At 39.9% G+C, this 17,356-nt stretch carries 15 protein-coding genes and 2 tRNA genes; 11 read left to right on the forward strand and 6 right to left on the reverse strand.

Annotated elements, in window-relative coordinates; translation table 11 throughout:
* Positions 1–53 precede the first annotated feature (53 nt).
* Complete coding sequence (locus tag ACOKFD_RS07095) at positions 54–914, forward strand: DUF6503 family protein (RefSeq protein ID WP_422860595.1); 861 nt, start codon at positions 54–56, stop codon at positions 912–914.
* A 76-nt stretch (positions 915–990) separates the two neighbouring features.
* Here the strand turns inward: ACOKFD_RS07095 and ACOKFD_RS07100 are convergent, their stop codons facing one another.
* Positions 991–1,401, reverse strand: coding sequence for a DUF4293 domain-containing protein (locus ACOKFD_RS07100; protein WP_298999741.1), 411 nt, complete (start codon positions 1,399–1,401; stop codon positions 991–993).
* 193 nt (positions 1,402–1,594) lie between these two features.
* Here ACOKFD_RS07100 and rho point away from each other — a divergent pair, with 193 nt between their 5' ends.
* The 4 genes from rho to ACOKFD_RS07120 all read left to right on the forward strand — a co-directional run bounded on the left by rho (position 1,595) and on the right by ACOKFD_RS07120 (position 6,960).
* Positions 1,595–3,172 carry a transcription termination factor Rho gene (rho, locus tag ACOKFD_RS07105; protein ID WP_422860596.1) on the forward strand — a complete coding sequence of 526 codons (1,578 nt, stop codon included), beginning with the start codon at positions 1,595–1,597 and terminating at the stop codon, positions 3,170–3,172.
* A gap of 135 nt (positions 3,173–3,307) precedes the next feature.
* Positions 3,308–3,982, forward strand: coding sequence for a hypothetical protein (locus tag ACOKFD_RS07110; protein WP_422860597.1), 675 nt, complete (start codon positions 3,308–3,310; stop codon positions 3,980–3,982).
* A 13-nt stretch (positions 3,983–3,995) separates the two neighbouring features.
* Positions 3,996–4,682 (forward strand): hypothetical protein, encoded by a 687-nt coding sequence (locus ACOKFD_RS07115; RefSeq protein ID WP_422860598.1) that lies wholly within the window; start codon positions 3,996–3,998, stop codon positions 4,680–4,682.
* 241 nt (positions 4,683–4,923) lie between these two features.
* Positions 4,924–6,960: an LruC domain-containing protein gene (locus ACOKFD_RS07120; RefSeq protein WP_422860599.1), complete on the forward strand. Its 2,037-nt coding sequence runs from the start codon at positions 4,924–4,926 to the stop codon at positions 6,958–6,960.
* Positions 6,961–7,037: 77 nt separating this feature from the next.
* On the opposite strand, the gene rpsT is transcribed toward ACOKFD_RS07120, so the two are convergent.
* From rpsT to proS, 4 genes are all read right to left on the reverse strand, one after another.
* Positions 7,038–7,289, reverse strand: a complete 252-nt coding sequence (gene rpsT, locus ACOKFD_RS07125; RefSeq protein WP_298999748.1) for a 30S ribosomal protein S20 — start codon at positions 7,287–7,289, stop codon at positions 7,038–7,040.
* An 18-nt stretch (positions 7,290–7,307) separates the two neighbouring features.
* Positions 7,308–7,379, reverse strand: a tRNA-Glu gene (locus tag ACOKFD_RS07130).
* A gap of 58 nt (positions 7,380–7,437) precedes the next feature.
* Positions 7,438–7,509, reverse strand: a tRNA-Glu gene (locus tag ACOKFD_RS07135).
* Between the two features lie 80 nt (positions 7,510–7,589).
* Positions 7,590–9,065: a proline--tRNA ligase gene (gene proS, locus ACOKFD_RS07140; protein WP_422860600.1), complete on the reverse strand. Its 1,476-nt coding sequence runs from the start codon at positions 9,063–9,065 to the stop codon at positions 7,590–7,592.
* Between the two features lie 96 nt (positions 9,066–9,161).
* On the opposite strand from proS, the gene ACOKFD_RS07145 reads away from it, so the two are divergent.
* Entirely contained in the window at positions 9,162–10,487 is a 1,326-nt protein-coding gene (locus ACOKFD_RS07145; RefSeq protein WP_422860601.1) for a hypothetical protein, read from the forward strand.
* Between the two features lie 38 nt (positions 10,488–10,525).
* A complete protein-coding gene (locus ACOKFD_RS07150) occupies positions 10,526–12,025 on the forward strand; it encodes an OmpP1/FadL family transporter (protein WP_422860602.1) in 1,500 nt (499 codons plus the stop codon).
* Positions 12,026–12,085: 60 nt separating this feature from the next.
* Here ACOKFD_RS07150 and ACOKFD_RS07155 read toward each other — a convergent pair whose 3' ends face one another.
* Positions 12,086–13,534: a T9SS type B sorting domain-containing protein gene (locus ACOKFD_RS07155; RefSeq protein ID WP_422860603.1), complete on the reverse strand. Its 1,449-nt coding sequence runs from the start codon at positions 13,532–13,534 to the stop codon at positions 12,086–12,088.
* Between the two features lie 301 nt (positions 13,535–13,835).
* Here ACOKFD_RS07155 and folE point away from each other — a divergent pair, with 301 nt between their 5' ends.
* The 4 genes from folE to lgt all read left to right on the forward strand — a co-directional run bounded on the left by folE (position 13,836) and on the right by lgt (position 17,346).
* Complete coding sequence (folE, locus tag ACOKFD_RS07160; protein ID WP_298999811.1) at positions 13,836–14,516, forward strand: GTP cyclohydrolase I FolE; 681 nt, start codon at positions 13,836–13,838, stop codon at positions 14,514–14,516.
* 14 nt (positions 14,517–14,530) lie between these two features.
* Positions 14,531–16,012 (forward strand): cysteine--tRNA ligase, encoded by a 1,482-nt coding sequence (cysS, locus tag ACOKFD_RS07165; protein ID WP_422860604.1) that lies wholly within the window; start codon positions 14,531–14,533, stop codon positions 16,010–16,012.
* Positions 16,013–16,053: 41 nt separating this feature from the next.
* The gene (gene yidD / locus ACOKFD_RS07170; protein WP_422860605.1) at positions 16,054–16,281 is read left to right on the forward strand and encodes a membrane protein insertion efficiency factor YidD; all 228 of its coding nucleotides are present in this window, start codon (positions 16,054–16,056) and stop codon (positions 16,279–16,281) included.
* Positions 16,282–16,383: 102 nt separating this feature from the next.
* Complete coding sequence (gene lgt, locus ACOKFD_RS07175; protein ID WP_422860606.1) at positions 16,384–17,346, forward strand: prolipoprotein diacylglyceryl transferase; 963 nt, start codon at positions 16,384–16,386, stop codon at positions 17,344–17,346.
* Positions 17,347–17,356 lie beyond the last annotated feature (10 nt).

A 17,356-nucleotide genomic window follows, 5' to 3' on the forward strand; every position in this document is an offset into this window, starting at 1 on the left:
CGTAAGCACCATATAATTTTTTCGTCTAATTGCGCAAACAACAGCATAAAAACATGAAAACACAAAGTTTAGGATTACTACTTTTTGCATCCATAGTTTTATTGACCGCATGTGTGCAAAAAACAAAGGAAACACAGAGCAAAGCTGAACAACCTGAAAAAATAGTTGAAAAAGCTCCTGTTTATGACACTAATAAACCTGAAACCATATTAAAAGCAGTGGCTTATGCCCATGGAGGTTGGGGAAATCTCTGGAAGAAGCAGGATGTACAATATACCTATGATTATCGCACAGCTGACGGAAAGGCTGATGTCTCCGTAGAACGATATGTTTTTAATAATGAAGCTTCTCTTGGAAAATACGTTCAACACGATATTAATGTAATGCCAGGTGAAGACGGGGAAGTCATACAATACTTCAATGGCGAAGAAACCATAGTGATGGTGGATGGCAAAAAAGCAGAAAATCCGCAATTATTAGGAGTCAGTGATTTCTTAAGGAGAGCCAACTACTTTTGGTTTACTATGCCGTACAAATTAACTGACAAGGGAACCATAATCACCTATCAAGGTCAAGAAGAGTATAATGGGCAAACGTATGACAAAGTACATGTTACATACGACCCGGAGATAACAGGTAAAGAACAAAATGATATCTACGTACTCTATGTTAATCCAGACACCAAGTTGATTGACCGTTTCTATTTTTCGTTGCCATTTTTAGGAGTCAATGAACCTGTAATAATTGCAAACTATGAATATGAGAATGTAGATGGTCAATTGATTGCTACAAAACGAACGTACTTTTTACCTAGTGAGCAAGGATATTCTGAAGAACCAAACATTGTACAGACCCTTAAAAACATAAAGTTCAACAATGGGTTTACTACCGAAAGTATAATGGAGAATTTATAGTCTTTAGAGATTATAAAAAAACAAAACCCCGGCCAAGGCCGGGGTTTTTCGCACTAATACTACTAAGATGTTAGGTTCAACGTAAGCGATCCACAGATTTTACAAGATCTTCATCCTTTTTGATAGCCCTGTTGGCCAGGACCAGAAAAACGATAGAAAATACAGGAATCAGCATCCCAATACCCTTCTCAGAAACCTCAGTTTCTCCGGATAAGTTTAGCGATCGGTAAACGAAAAATCCTAGTAAAAAAAGATTTAATATCATATTCAACCTGTTCAACACAAATTGATTTTGTCGTTTTTTGTACATAAAAATGGTAATCAGAGCTAGACCAGCCGATGCCATAAAACCGGAAATCACGGCAATGCTCTGTAAAGCAAAAACTTCACCTCCGTTAGCATCCTTCCAGAGACTTAAGAAATACGGCAAAGTCCCCGCGAGCAATGCGACTACCACTAAGAAGAACGTTTGAATCCGTTGAATCATTGTGCAATTTGGATTTCGGACTGCAAAAATAAAGGTCTTTTTTACAAATAACCCAGAATGTTGAAAAATTATTTGTATACTTGTTGCGTTATTTGAGTAAAGCTCACCCAGGGATTCTTTTCCCCCACGCAGTACCCCAATAATTTTTCACTTCGATAAAGTATACAACTACGTTTAACTTATTTATACCTTAATGTTTGAGATTTCAGACCTAAAAGCTAAAAAGCTTCCAGAGCTTCAAGAAATTGCCAAAGATCTAAAAGTTCCCAAGTTCAAATCCCTAAAAAAACTGGATTTGGTTTACCAAATTTTAGACCTTCAAGCTTCCAACCCTAAAGTGGTTACAGAAAGTGCGCCCAAATCTGAAGAAAAAGCCGAAGCCAAACCCAGAAGAGCTCGGGTTTCTCGAGAGAAAAAAGAAGAGAAACCAACCCCAGCACCAGATTCCTCGGCAGCACCAGAAAACAAAGAGAAAAAGGATGAAAAAGCGCCCGTTCATCAAAATCAAAATAAGCGTGATCACAAACAAGGTGGTCAACAAAAAAATCAGAATAGCCGAAGGAACAACCAACACAATCGGGGCAGTCAACAAGAGAAAAAGAGTAGCAACTTTGATAAGGATTTAAAAAACCGGTACAAAGAGCCTGAATTCGAATTTGACAGCATCATTGAAAGTGAGGGCGTATTGGATATCATGCAAGACGGTTATGGTTTCCTTCGTTCTTCAGATTACAATTATTTGTCGTCACCTGACGATATCTATGTTTCCCAATCCCAAATTAGACTATTTGGACTCAAAACTGGTGACACTGTTTTAGGAAACGTTAGACCTCCAAAAGAAGGTGAAAAGTATTTTCCTTTAATCAAAGTGACGAAAATTAATGGTCTAGACCCTCAGGTAGTTCGTGATCGTGTTTCTTTTGAGCATTTAACTCCACTTTTCCCTAAGGAAAAATTTAGATTGGCCGAAAAACAGAGTACGCTATCAACTCGAATCATCGATTTGTTCTCTCCTATTGGAAAAGGTCAAAGAGGTATGATCGTATCACAGCCCAAAACGGGTAAAACCATGCTTCTTAAAGATGTGGCCAATGCAATTGCCGCCAACCATCCAGAGGTATACCAAATTATTTTGCTTATCGATGAACGTCCAGAGGAGGTTACTGATATGCAACGAAACGTTCGCGGTGAAGTAGTAGCTTCAACTTTTGATAAAGAAGCAACAGAACACGTAAGAGTTGCAAATATTGTAATTGAAAAAGCCAAAAGGTTGGTCGAATGTGGCCATGATGTGGTTATTCTTTTGGATTCCATTACACGTTTGGCCAGGGCATATAATACGGTACAGCCTGCATCTGGAAAAGTATTGAGTGGTGGTGTGGATGCCAACGCGCTGCACAAGCCAAAACGTTTCTTTGGAGCGGCACGGAACATTGAGAACGGTGGTTCATTGTCTATTATAGCCACTGCCCTTACTGAAACAGGTTCCAAAATGGATGAGGTTATTTTTGAGGAGTTTAAAGGAACCGGTAATATGGAGCTTCAGTTGGATAGAAGAATCTCCAACCGAAGAATTTTCCCAGCCATCGATCTTATTTCTTCCTCTACAAGAAGGGACGACCTTCTTTTGGATGAAAACACCATTCAACGGATGTGGATTATGCGCAAGTATTTAGCAGATATGAACCCGGTTGAGGCTATGGAGTTTATGGAACAAAGAATAAAACAGACTCGAAACAACGAAGAATTCTTGCTTACCATGAACGAGTAGGCATTTACTATTGTTTTGACTAAAAGATTTGAAAACCCTCCAACGTATTTGGAGGGTTTTTACATATTGGTATTAAAGAAAAGACATATCTTTAGTACAGTTTTCCCACACACTAAACTCTAAATTTATACCACTATGAAAAACACCAAGAAAAATGGTCTCTTGCTAGTTTTGGGAGGCATGCTGCTTATCGGAACATCTTGTCAAGAAAAGCCTAAACCTCCACAAGAACCAGAGCAGGAAGAAAAAGAAACAGTAAAACCACCTTCTGATATTATCTCTATTAGAGAGTCCAAATCCCTTTACGATAACTACACAAAAAATCGTATTACCCCAATAATGGCCTATGAAAAAGAAATGAATGATGATGAGGATTTTGAAGCAGCCCGTTTTGTGGATTTTGACTACAAAACCATGAAACAGTACATTGCCTATGTAGAACAAGAAGCTAAAAAAGCAAAAGTGGATGTTTCTACATTTCGTTTATATTTTGCTAATTATCCCAACAAAGAAAAATTCCGTGATGGAAAAAAAGTGGTACATCCCAGACAGAATTCAATCTTTGTACTGCCTACTCTAATGAAGGATGGGCAAAATATGGGATTCTACATTGGAGCCGATGGGCAAGCCAAGCTAATACGCAATACAATTAAAGGTAAAGAACAAGGTTATGGAAGCTTAGAGAACAAAACACAAAAATCCCAGGCTAGTTTTGTTCCTAATTTTTCAAGTCCAACTTTGTTACAAGGGGACCAAAGTCTAATAATGAACCATGGAAACTCTGGACCTCCCCCAGAAACGGATTTCTAATCTCTTTTATTAAATGACCACCCAAGAGCTTTTAATATTATTAAAGGACTTTTTCTTTATTCCGGTTTACTTGGTCACACTAATTGTGAGCATGTTCAACTACAGGAAGTTCTTTGATACTGCGTTAAGGCACTTTCCTTTATTGATTGCCTACACCTTTTTCAATGAACTCTTGGGCGGTTTCATACGATATAATGAAAGCTTTGCCTTTTTTCCTAAATTGACTAGCACCAACCAGATTATCTATAACATTTATATCCTCATTTTCTTCCTTTATTTTTATTCCGTATTTCGAAAGGTTATCAAAAACGAGAAAATCAAACAGCTCATTAAATGGGGAAGCATTTTAGTAGTAATTTGTTATTTGGGGAACAGTTTTTTCCAGAATCCTTTTAATGTAGATTTAATTTATGCCAATGCAATAGGATCATGGCTTTTAGTGGCTTGCGGTATTTATTATCTGAAAAATCTAAATCCTCCATTTGCATGGAAACTAGATAAGCGAAACCTTATGTTTTGGACTACAATAAGTCTGGTTATTTTTTATTTATTCTTCCCAATCCTTTTCCTAATAGGTTATCTGCACTTTGAGACCTGGGTTATGTATGAGTTGAAAATGGTACTTAAAATCTTGATTACGCTTATGTATTTACTTTTCTGTATAGGATTCATTGTATCCCGTAGAAATGCATTCCGCTAACAAGAACCCTATTGGGTAAACCACTTCTCAACTCTCTTTCACAACAAACTATACGTATTTCATCGATAAAATATATGTTTTTGTAGGTTTTTTCGTTCAATTATTTGTTTAAATACTTTCATCGATGAATAAATGCGGTTTGTCGACAGTAAATAGTTCATAAACCTTAAACAAAGAAGATTGTAAAATGCTAAACCTAGTTTTATACCAATTCTGAATAGAACTCACAAAATCTACAAAAATGAAAACGTCCCAAATTGCTCAATACATTGCTGTAGTTCTTCTTACATTAATGTTTACCTCCTGCGTAAAGGATGAGTTGGACAACCCTGTTGAGCCCAACTCCCAAGAAGAACCCGAAACGCCCACTCCGGTTGAAGAATTAGGCATAACCGAACTTCAAATTCCCTCCGGTTTTGAGTTTAAAACAGAAAAATCAGTGGAATTGATAATCAGTGACAATTCGAATAACGTTAAGTACGACGTTTATGCCTATCAAGAGACCTCAACTAGTGGACAAGTATCCTATATTAATGAAGACGATGAAGAAGTTACCGGTTCAGAATATGTAGTAGACAACTTGAACCACTTAATTTTCAGTGGAGCCCCTTCAGGAGGAAGAATTGAACACAAATTTGTAGTTCCTGACTATTTTGAGCAATTATACATTCGAAGAAAAGAAGGTTTTGCATATTCTTCAGAAATAGTAGACATCTCTTCAGAGCAGGTAAATTATACCTATTCGCCATCTAGTGCTAAAGGAGCTTCTTCAGCAAAAACGATGGTCGAAGATTTTCTTTACTGCGTAAATGGTAGTGCAGAATTGTTTCAGGTAGATCCTATTACAGGTGAATATACTTTTATTTCGACCATGCCCATGGGAAGTTATACCGCGGCAATAGACCAGCAAAACAAGGTTTTATACTCTATTGGAAGGTCCAATCCCAATCCATTAATGAAATACGATATAGTCAACGATTCCTGGACTACCGTAGCCAATTTGGGCATTGGTGGACCCAGACTTGACTTTAACAGCCAAGACGGATTACTATATTTTTCAACTAGGGACAAGCTTTATTCCATTGATCCAACAAACGGGTCCATTCTTTCGCAATGGGATATCAACGGTCTAGATAGAATACAGGGAGGCGATTTGGCATTTGCCGAAGATGGAATATTGTTCTTATGTACTTTTTCAGGATTGTACAGACTTGAATTGAACAATGAGGGTGATTATGATTCAACAAGAATTAGTGGTGAAGACTTGCCATTTAACCCAACATCCATGACATTCGATTCCAATAACGAATTATGGCTGGCCAATAATGGCAGCAATAGCAATCTGATAGTGATGGACACCCAAACCGGTGGTTGGGAATACAGATATGGCCCAAATTCCAATTCAGGTATCTCTTTTGACAGAACCATAAATGATTTAACCACCTTCCGTGTTTTAGATGAAGAAGCAGTAGACCCAGACACTGATGGAGATGGAATTACCGATAGTAATGATGATTTTCCAGAAGATGCCGACAAAGCCTTTGAGCAGTTTACACCCAGTAAGTATGGTTGGGGAACCGTAGCTTTTGAAGATCTATGGCCTTTCTTGGGAGATTATGATTTTAACGATACCACAATCAACTATAGGTTTGTGGCCGTTCTTAACTCGGATAACATGGCTGTGCAATTGGACATTTACTTTGAGGTAAGTTCCGATGGGGCAGGTTTTGTAAATGCTTTTGGAATAGAATTGGAAAGCATTGCCCCAAGTTTAATAGAATCCGTAACCGGTACGGTCTTGACCGAAGGTTACATCAACGTGGCTTCCAATGGTGTTGAACAAAACCAGAATAGAGCGGTAATAATCTTATTTGATAACCATGAGACCATGTTGGGCATACCCTCTAAAATAGAGGTCAAATTCACAACGCCCATTACCACCAATCAATTGGGACTTGCTCCTTTCAATCCATTTTTGATTGTTGATAGAGATAGAGGAAACGAAATCCATTTGCCTAATAGATTTAGAACCAGCTTAGGGGCCAATAACCCCACAACCGAAGGTGTTAACCGAGATGAAGATGGTAACTATCAAACTGAATCAGGATTGCCATGGGCCATAAACATTGTACATAACTTTAAACCCCCTAAAGAAAATGTACCAGTAAACCAAGCCTATAACTTTTTTAATGAGTGGGCCACATCAGGAGGTACTGCCTTTCCTGACTGGTACAAAGATTCCAATGGCTATAGGAATGAATCTGTTTTGCAAGATTGAAATAGTACAACGCAAAATAGAAAGCGCCCCATTTTTCAATGGGGCGCTTTTCTTTAAATATCTCTATCAGGCAAAAATTACATAGTAGCAACTTTGCTTGCCAATTTACTCTTTAAGTTAGCGGCCTTATTCTTATGAATAATGTTTCGCTTAGCTAATTTATCTATCATCCCAACTACGTTGGGCAAAAGCTCCTCAGCAGCCTTTTTATCCTCTTCGTTACGCAATTTTTTAATTGCATTACGAACAGTTTTATGCTGATACTTGTTACGAAGACGTACGGCTTCGTTTCTTCTGATTCTTTTTAATGCTGACTTATGATTCGCCATTGTATCTAATTGTTTTCGTAGCCCGTAGGGGAATCGAACCCCTGTTACCAGGATGAAAACCTGGCGTCCTAACCCCTAGACGAACGGGCCATTATTTAACTAATTCGCCTAAAACCCAACATTTCTGTTGACATTTAAAGCATTTTAGTAGCCCGTAGGGGAATCGAACCCCTGTTACCAGGATGAAAACCTGGCGTCCTAACCCCTAGACGAACGGGCCATTAAGGTCGCATAATTGCGGATGCAAAAATACAACTATTTTTAAGTATTGCAACAGTTACGGTTATTTTTTAGACCGTTTTAGTATGCCTTGGCAAATAGCACTCTTTGTACCGATGGATTCCCTGTTACCATACAACTTCCTTCCTCCTTTTCAGCAGGGAAAGGAATACAGCGAATAGTAGCTTTTGTTTCGTTCTTTATTCGTTCTTCGGTTTCACCAGTTCCATCCCAATGGGCAGAGATGAATCCACCTTTCCCCTCCAAAACTTTTTTGAATTCTTCATAGGTATCCACCTTGGTAATATGTTCACTTCTAAAGTCCAACGCTTTTTGGTAGATATTCTTTTGAATATCCTCTAGAAGCACAGTAATTCTATCAACAATTTCTCCAGCATTTACCGATTCTTTTTCTAAAGTATCCCTTCTTGCCACCTCGAAGGTACCGTTTTCCAAATCGCGTTGCCCTACTGCCAATCGCACGGGAACCCCTTTCAATTCATACTCATTAAACTTGAATCCTGGCTTATGTGTATCACGTTTATCAAACTTCACTGAAATTCCTTTGTCTCGCAACGATTTAATTAGAGGGTCCACACGTTCGGCAATTGCATCCAATTGCTCCATACCCTTATATATAGGTATTATGACAACCTGAATAGGTGCCAATTTTGGCGGCAAAACCAGGCCATTGTCGTCACTATGGGTCATAATAAGGGCCCCCATCAATCGAGTTGAAACCCCCCATGAGGTAGCCCACACAAAATCTTGCTTCCCTTCTTTGGTAGCAAACTTGACATCAAAAGCCTTGGCAAAGTTTTGACCCAAAAAGTGTGAAGTTCCAGCCTGAAGCGCCTTACCATCCTGCATAAGAGCCTCAATACAAAATGTCTCTTCTGCCCCGGCAAAACGTTCGCTTTCCGTTTTAGTTCCCTTTATTACGGGCACACCCATGTAGTTCTCGGCAAACTCAGCATATACATGCATCATCTGTTCCGCTTCATCCATTGCTTCTTTTTCTGTAGCATGAGCAGTGTGTCCTTCTTGCCATAAGAATTCAGCAGTACGTAAAAACAAGCGTGTACGCATTTCCCAACGCACTACGTTTGCCCATTGGTTCACCATAATGGGTAAATCTCTGTAGGACTGTATCCATCTCCGATAAGTATCCCAGATAATGGTTTCTGATGTTGGCCTCACAATCAGTTCTTCTTCCAGCTTAGCTTCTTCATCCACAACAATTCCACTTCCATCCTCGGCATTTTTCAAACGATAATGGGTAACTACAGCACATTCTTTGGCAAAACCCTCTACATGACTGGCTTCCTTGCTCAAATAGGACTTAGGGATAAAAAGCGGAAAATACGCATTCTCATGTCCAGTTTCTTTAAACATTTTATCCAATTGCGCTTGCATCTTTTCCCATATGGCAAAGCCATAGGGCTTAATCACCATACAACCTCGTACACCAGAGTTTTCAGCCAAATCCGCCTTAACCACTAATTCATTATACCAGCGAGAATAATCCTCACCGCGACTTGTTAGATTTTTACCCATTTATCATAGTTTGGCACAAAACTTGTGTTTTAATACATGAAAATAATTCGGTAAAACTAATTATTTTTTAGTATGTTCAACAATAAAAATTGCGACATGATAAAGTCTTTACAACTCCACAACTTCCACCTCTTTTTTGCACTTTCCATGGTCTTAATTCTTTCCTCCTGTGGGTCGTACCAGCAAGCCTCTTATTATGAGGATGATGGTATTTATTCCAGCAGGAATGAAGTGGTGAGAGTAGAAAAAAAATCTCCTCAAGCTGTCCGCGTTGAGAACAAGGAAAGTAACATTTATGGAGATTATTTTGGCCAAAAGGCTGATGAGTTTGGAGAAATATTAGACGATGAAATTTTTACCGACGTAGATAGTTATTCAAGCAATAGCCCTATTGATAGTACTGCAGTTGGGGCTCAAACCGATTATTTTGATACTGGGAATACCTATAACGGCAATGCTGGCTGGGGAGACAATCCCAATAACGTTACCATAAATGTTTATGACAACTGGGGTTGGGGCGGCGGCCTTGGCTGGGGTTGGAACAATCCATGGTTATGGAACGGAGGATGGGGCTGGAACAACTGGGGCTGGGGCGGTGGCTTTGGCTGGGGTTGGAACGACCCATGGTTATGGAACGGCTGGGGCTGGGGCGGTGGCTTCGGTTGGGGCGGCGGTTTCGGTTGGGGTTGGAATAGGTTTGGAATTGGTTATGCCGGTTTTTATGGTGGTGGTTTTGGACCCTATTATGGCAGAGGTTTCTATGGACGTGGTTTTAATAGAGGTGTTGCCTTCAACAGAACCCGACGAGGATATGCTTCAAGAACTATTCCAGGCACCTCATTGCGAACCGGAAGGTCTAACTTAGCATATAGCTCCGTTAGAAGCTCCGCTTCAAGAAGTAGGGCCGGGGTGTCTCGAACTGGAACAAGCCGGAGTTCTGTAGCATCCCGAAGTAGCAGAACATATAGAAGTAACAGTAGCGCAAGAAGGAGTATAAGTGCAGATGCAGCGGCACGCAATAGAAGCTACCGTTCAAGCAGAAGCACACGTACCACACCAAGGTATGGCACAAACTCGAGAAGCAATCGCTCCTATGGGTCATCACCAAACGGAAATAGTAGAACCTATAGAAGTGGTAACGCTTCAAGAAGTTCATCACGCTATAATTCCGGGAACCGAAGCACACGGAGTTATCAGAGCAGGACTGCACCAAGCAGCAGAACATATAGCCGTTCTAGCGGTGGAACCAGAAGTAGTGGGAGCTATAGAAGTTCTGGAAGCAGAAGTTCTAGGAGTTCGGGTAGCTATAGAAGCTCAGGTAGCAGAAGTTCAAGAAGCTCAGGTAGCTATAGAAGTTCAGGAGGAAGTCGTTCCTCTGCCGGAAGGTCTTCCGGAGGAAGAAGCAGAGGAGGAAGAAGATAAATTCCCAAAAACCTTATCGACTAAAAAAATTATTCAAAATGAAGAGATTATCAATTTTCATAGTAGTATTGTCATGCACTTTTGTAAGTGCCCAGAACATTAATGATGTACTACGTTACAGTCTGGAAGAAACCCAGGGAACAGCAAGGTTTCAGGCTCTTGGTGGAGCTTTTGGAGCTGTAGGCGGGGACTTATCCGCCTTAAACGTCAATCCTGCAGGGTCCGCCATATTTAACTTTAGTGAATTTACCCTTACCGGCTCTAATTATAATAGAGACAATGAGGCATTGTTTGGGAATTCTCAAAGAAATACAAATATCAATTCTGTTAAATTAAATCAGGTTGGTGGTGTTTTTGTATTTAAGTCTAATGAAAGTCCATGGAAAAAATTAACGTTGGCTTTTAATTATGATCAAGTCAGAAACTTTGATAATGAGTTTAGGGCTTCGGGAACTACTACCCAAGGAATAGACAATTACTTTCTCAATTTTGCACAAGGGGTAGAATTAGGTCCTCTACGTGTACAACAAGGTGAGTTTATTGAAGACGCCTATCTGGATATCGGCTCTTCCTTGGGATTTGGTGCCCAACAAGCTTTTCTAGGATTCCAAGCTGGCTTAATTGAACCCACTGCGGATGAAGACACCAATACTTCTTATGTATCCAATGCGGAATACAGTGCCGTAAATCAAGATTATTTACAAAGCACATCTGGATTCAACAGCAAGTTTACAGCAAATTTTGCCGGACAGTATCAAGAAAACCTATTTGTAGGAGCTGCTCTAAATTTTCATTCTGTGCTCTTTGAGCAATTGACCTTATTGGATGAGAACGGCTATGACCCTACCTCACCTGTTCAATTCACAACCTTTGATAATTTCCTACGTACGGAAGGTTATGGTTTTTCTTTTAGTGTGGGTGCCATTGCAAAATTAAATGATAATATAAGGGTTGGAGGTAGTTACCAATCCCCTACATGGTATAGACTTACGGACGACACATCTCAAAGAATAAGTTCTACTTTGGCAGAACCGGATATTGATTTTATAGATTTTAATATTGTAAACTTATTTGAAGAATACAATATTAAAACACCAGGAAAAATAACGGGAAGCGCTGCTGTGATTTTTGGCAAAGATGGGTTTTTAAGTTTTGATTACGGATACCAAGACTTCTCCCAAGCTGAACTTACGCCAAATGCAGACCCCAACTTTGCAGCTGAAAATGATTTCATTGCCAATACGCTTGGAATTGTCAATTCCTACAGAATTGGAGGAGAATTTAGAATTGACAACGTTAGTCTTAGAGGTGGTTATCGTTATGAGGACAGTCCATATGAAAATGGTGAAATTATTGGCGACCTAGTAGGATACTCTGGTGGTATTGGTGTCAATTTTGGACCGAGCAGATTAGATCTCGCATTTGTAAGAACCGAGCGTGATGTGAACGAATTACTTTTCGCTTCAGGTCTTGATAGCTCAGTGGACATCAATCAGATAAATACAAATATAACTTTGGGTTACAGCTTTAAGTTTTAGGAAACTCAAAGAAATGCTACGATGAAGAAAGCCAGGAAAATCCCTGGCTTTTATTTTTTGTTATCTAATTAAAGAGAAATGCCTTCTTACTGATCGGGCCACTAAAACACCTTCATCGTCTCTTTCATAATCCAGACGGAACCAATAGTCCGAAGAAGGTAAGGGCCTACCATTAAAAGTACCGTCCCATCCCAAAGAATTGATATCCAACTGTTTTAAGAGTTTTCCGTATCTATCGAAAATAAAAATACTCGGATTGGTTAAGGTTTCAACCCCAAGAACATTCCAGTTATCATGGATTCCATCACCATTTGGGGTAAAAAACTTAGGATACCCAACTACCAAGAATTCAATAGGTTCTGTGGTTCCACATCCGTTTACATCATTGATGACGACCGTATTTACACCTGGGGGTACATCCAAAAAGACAGGATCTTCTTGAAATTCACCTCCATTGATGGCATATTCATAATTGCCATTTCCCAAAACCGAAATCTCAATATTATAAGGATCGGTCTGGTCACTGTTCACCAAATCATCCACTACCCGTACTTCATCAAGCACTGGCACTCCAAAGAAAGTAATTAGTATATCATCAGTAATCGTAGTGGCAAAAGTAGTTTCAATAGTTACTCGATATCTTCCAGAATTGGGACTAGTTACCGTAAGTTCTGTTGCTCCTGCACCCGTAGCCAAAACCTGGTCATACACCCCATCATCTTCTAAATCAACTTCCCATGTAATGTTAGAGATACTTGGCCCTGCTGGTGAATTAAGCGCACTTAAAACGATATCTGGGTCGCCCTCGCAGGCAATAATGTCCAACCCTAGGAACTCATCCCGCAAGGTGCAGTCCAAAGCTGAATTTTGGTCAGCGTCCACTGAACTACCTGTAAAGGTTAATGAATACGGTTCAGCATCACCATTAAAGTTTGTATTAAAGTTGTTGATGAACAGGTAATAAATCTCACCTTGTTGAACATCCAACCATTCATCATACGTGTTTTGACTCGCACGAACAAATGGGGCCCCCACCTGTCCATTTATTGGGTTTATCCCTACCCCTGTAAATCCAGTATCATTAATTTCATAGTTACATCTAATTGGGATTTCCGAACCGTTGCCAATTGTAGTGCAAAAATTTGAACCCAAGGTTTGGTCAAATGGCCCATAGAGTGCAAAATCGATTTCTGAAGTAACAATACCTCCAGGGTTAACAGGTAGAGCCTCAATATCAAAACCAATCTGACCATCCGTACCCGCTCTAAAAACATACCAGGAAGTGTTGTTCTCTATATTGGCAGAAGCTACACTTCCTTTTTCCAAACATCCAGTTTGAGTAATTACATCCGGGTCAAAATCATCAATATCGCCACTCCCATCGGTAGCGGATAGAATGGGCATATCGGCACAGACCGGAATTGCTGTTCTGCAATCACCAGAATTCTGAGCGTTTATTTCCATAAAAAACAGGGAAAAACAACAGATAGCGCAAAATAGAGCTCTCATACGGTTTGGGGCTAAAGGTTATGCTGCATTTTATCTAACCATAACTACTTTTTCACCCTTTTTAGTATCCTTCAACCGAAAAAATATGCAGTTAATCGACAAAATGCACTCCCGAACTCTATTCCATGACTAAAAATCAGTTCCAACTATTCAAATGTTTCACTTAAGCACAGGGCTTTGATTTTGACAAACAGCTTACTAGCTTGCTTTAGCTTAACAATAATTTATAGATGCTAGGGCCCGTTGCCAGATGTTAAATAGGTGTTTATTGCATATCTTTGCACCCTTGAAGAAAAAACAAATGAAAGTAGAACAGGCCTTGGAAGAGCAATATGAAGAACGTGGAGATGGACACGTAGGTTCCGCCTCGGAAACTCCAATACGCGAGGATGCTTTTGCATTGAGTGACCAAGAGAAGATAGACAAGATACAGGAAAATGTTAAGGATATCATGCAGACTCTTGGCCTAGATTTGACTGATGATAGCCTTAAGGGAACCCCAAAGAGGGTGGCAAAAATGTTCGTGAACGAGATTTTTGGAGGGTTGCATCCAGACAGAAAACCTAAGTCTTCCACTTTTGAGAACAAATACAAGTACGGAGAAATGTTGGTGGAAAAGAACATTGTGGTCTACTCCACCTGCGAACACCACCTTCTTCCTATAGTAGGACGCGCGCACGTAGCTTACATTTCAAATGGAAGGGTTGTGGGTCTCTCCAAAATGAACCGTATTGTGGATTATTATGCCAAACGTCCACAGGTCCAAGAACGTATGAACATTCAGATTGTTAAAGAACTGCAACGCGTGTTGGGCACTGAAGATGTAGCTTGTGTAATAGACGCTAAACATCTATGTGTGAATTCAAGAGGGATTCGAGATATTGAAAGCAGTACAGTTACTGCCGAGTATGGCGGTAAATTCAAAGAAGAGTCCGTACGTCGCGAGTTTTTGGATTACATCAACTTGGATACCGAGTTTTAACTTCTACCACATCCATGCACCTTTATAAAAATCAACAACTAAGAGTTTACAACTCTCTTACCGGAAAAAAGGAAGATTTTGAGCCCATAAACGAAGGCCACATTGGTATGTACGTTTGTGGTCCTACAGTTTATAGCAATGTGCACTTGGGCAACTGCCGTACATTCATGTCTTTCGATATGATGTTCCGTTATTTCAAACATCTGGGATATAAGGTCAGGTATGTCAGAAATATCACGGATGCCGGGCATTTGGAAAACGATGCGGATGAAGGTGAAGATAAAATTGCCAAAAAAGCAAAACTGGAGCAGATTGAACCTATGGAGGTGGTTCAACGCTACACGGTTGATTTCCATAACACCTTGCGACAGTTCAATTTTTTACCTCCAAGTATTGAACCAACCGCAACAGGACACATTATAGAGCAAATTGAAATTATAAAAGGAATTCTGGCAAAAGGCTTTGCCTATGAGGTTAATGGTTCTGTATATTTTGATGTTCAAGAATTCAACAAAGAACATGATTACGGGAAACTGAGTGGTAGAAAGTTGGAGGATATGATTGCCAATACGCGTGAACTTACTGCCCAAAGTGAGAAAAAAAATCCACAGGACTTCGCGCTTTGGAAAAAAGCAGATGAACATCATATCATGAGATGGCCTTCACCTTGGGGCGACGGATTCCCAGGATGGCATTTGGAATGTACGGCCATGAGCACAAAATATTTGGGTGAAACTTTTGATATTCACGGAGGTGGTATGGATTTGAAATTTCCCCATCACGAATGTGAAATAGCCCAAGCTGAAGCATGCTGTGGCAAATCTCCTGTTAAGTATTGGCTACATGCCAATATGCTAACACTTAATGGGAAGAAAATGTCCAAATCCATTGGTAACAATGTCTATCCCCACGAGATATTTAGTGGAGACAATGACCTATTGAGTAAGGCCTATGCACCAGCTGTGGTTCGTTTTTTCATGATGCAGGCCCACTACTCCAGTATTTTGGATTTAAGTGATGATGCCCTTCAAGCTTCTGAAAAAGGGTACCACCGACTCATGGATGCCATTTCCGTTTTAGGAAAATTGGACACGGGCACAACATCTGATTTTGATGTTCAGGCGTGGCAACAAAAATGCTACAATGCCATGAATGATGATTTCAATACGCCCATCCTAATCGCTCAACTTTTTGACGCAGTAAAACACATCAATCAAGTAAAAGAAGGTAAAGAATCCATCACACAGCAGGATTTGGATTTGCTTTCCGATACTTTTCAAATCTTCGTGCACGATGTTTTGGGCATTGAGCACGTTGCCCAATCCAATGAGGATTCCAATACATTGAGCGGAGTAATGGATTTATTGATTGATCTAAGAAATCAGGCCAGAGCCAATAAAGATTTCGAAACGTCGGACAAGATTCGGGATGAACTTACCAATCTGGGCATCCAGCTAAAAGATGGTAAGGATGGAACCACTTTCAGTCTAAAATAATTTGAGGGTGTTATTTGTAATTTGCTCTTAATTCAAAAAAGATGACCTTAAAAAAGGTTCTTATTGCTCCTTTTGTTTTTCTGGTAAGAGCCTATCAGTTGCTTATTTCACCTTATACCCCAGCTACATGTAGGTATTCGCCCACCTGTTCGGCCTATACTTTGGAAGCCCTAAAAAAGCACGGCCTTTTCAGAGGTGGCTGGCTCTCTTTAAAGAGAATATTCAGTTGTCACCCTTGGGGAGGTAAAGGATATGACCCAGTTCCTTAGTTTTAGAACCAAATGTTTTAGCGGAATTGGAAAATAGTAAAAATCCTTAAATCCCATTTGCCAACCACCCAAAGTGGTTATCTTAGTCCAAAATTCTAACCTATGTTTTTTCTAGGCTTCAATTGGAATCCTGACGATACGCTGCTCAAGCTTGGTTTCATTCAAATTAAATATTATAACCTGCTTTGGATTGCAGCTTTTGTCGTAGGCTGGTACCTCATGAAGAAAATATTTACAAGGGAGAACAAGTCCATGGAAAAATTGGATTCACTGTTCATTTATGCCGTGGTTTCCATTATGTTGGGCGCAAGATTGGGCCATGTCTTTTTTTATGATTGGGATTACTATAAAAATCATCTTCTTGAAATTTTGTTGCCCATTCGCGAAAGTGCTAATGAGTCCCTTTTCGGAATCATCAACGGCTACGAATTCACAGGATTTACGGGTCTTGCCAGTCATGGAGCCACCATTGCCGCCATAATAGGTATTTGGCTGTACTGCCGAAAGTGGAAAGACATAAAAATGCTTTGGTTATTGGATAGAATGGTTGTGGTATCTGCCATTGGTGCCTGTTTTGTTCGCTTGGGCAATTTCTTCAATTCAGAAATAAATGGAAAAGTCGTGGATGGTTCTTTTGCCTTGGCAACTCGCTTTATTCGAGATTCTGACGACATGCCGGCATACAAGGCCATGTCTTTGACCAGTGAAAAAACGCCAAGCGCTGCCTATAAGGCCATTGAAACAAATTCTGATTTTGCTAGCGTTTTGGAAACTATCCCCTATCGTCACCCAGCACAACTATATGAGGCTGCTGGATATCTGATTCTTTTTATCATTTTGTATCAGTTGTATTGGAAAACGGACAAAGGAAACAAAGTTGGATTCCTATTTGGACTTTTTATGGTAGGCTTATGGACCATTAGATTCTTTGTTGAATTTGTCAAAAAGAGTCAAGGTGGTTTTGAGGATTCTCTTGGAGATTTGCTCTCCACGGGCCAGTGGCTAAGCATTCCCATGATTCTTCTTGGGCTGTACTTCATGTTTAGACCCACCAAAGCAACCTAAGCCGATTTTT

It is taken from the genome of Flagellimonas ulvae (assembly GCF_049333175.1).
In the GTDB taxonomy this organism is placed as follows: Bacteria; Bacteroidota; Bacteroidia; order Flavobacteriales; family Flavobacteriaceae; genus Flagellimonas.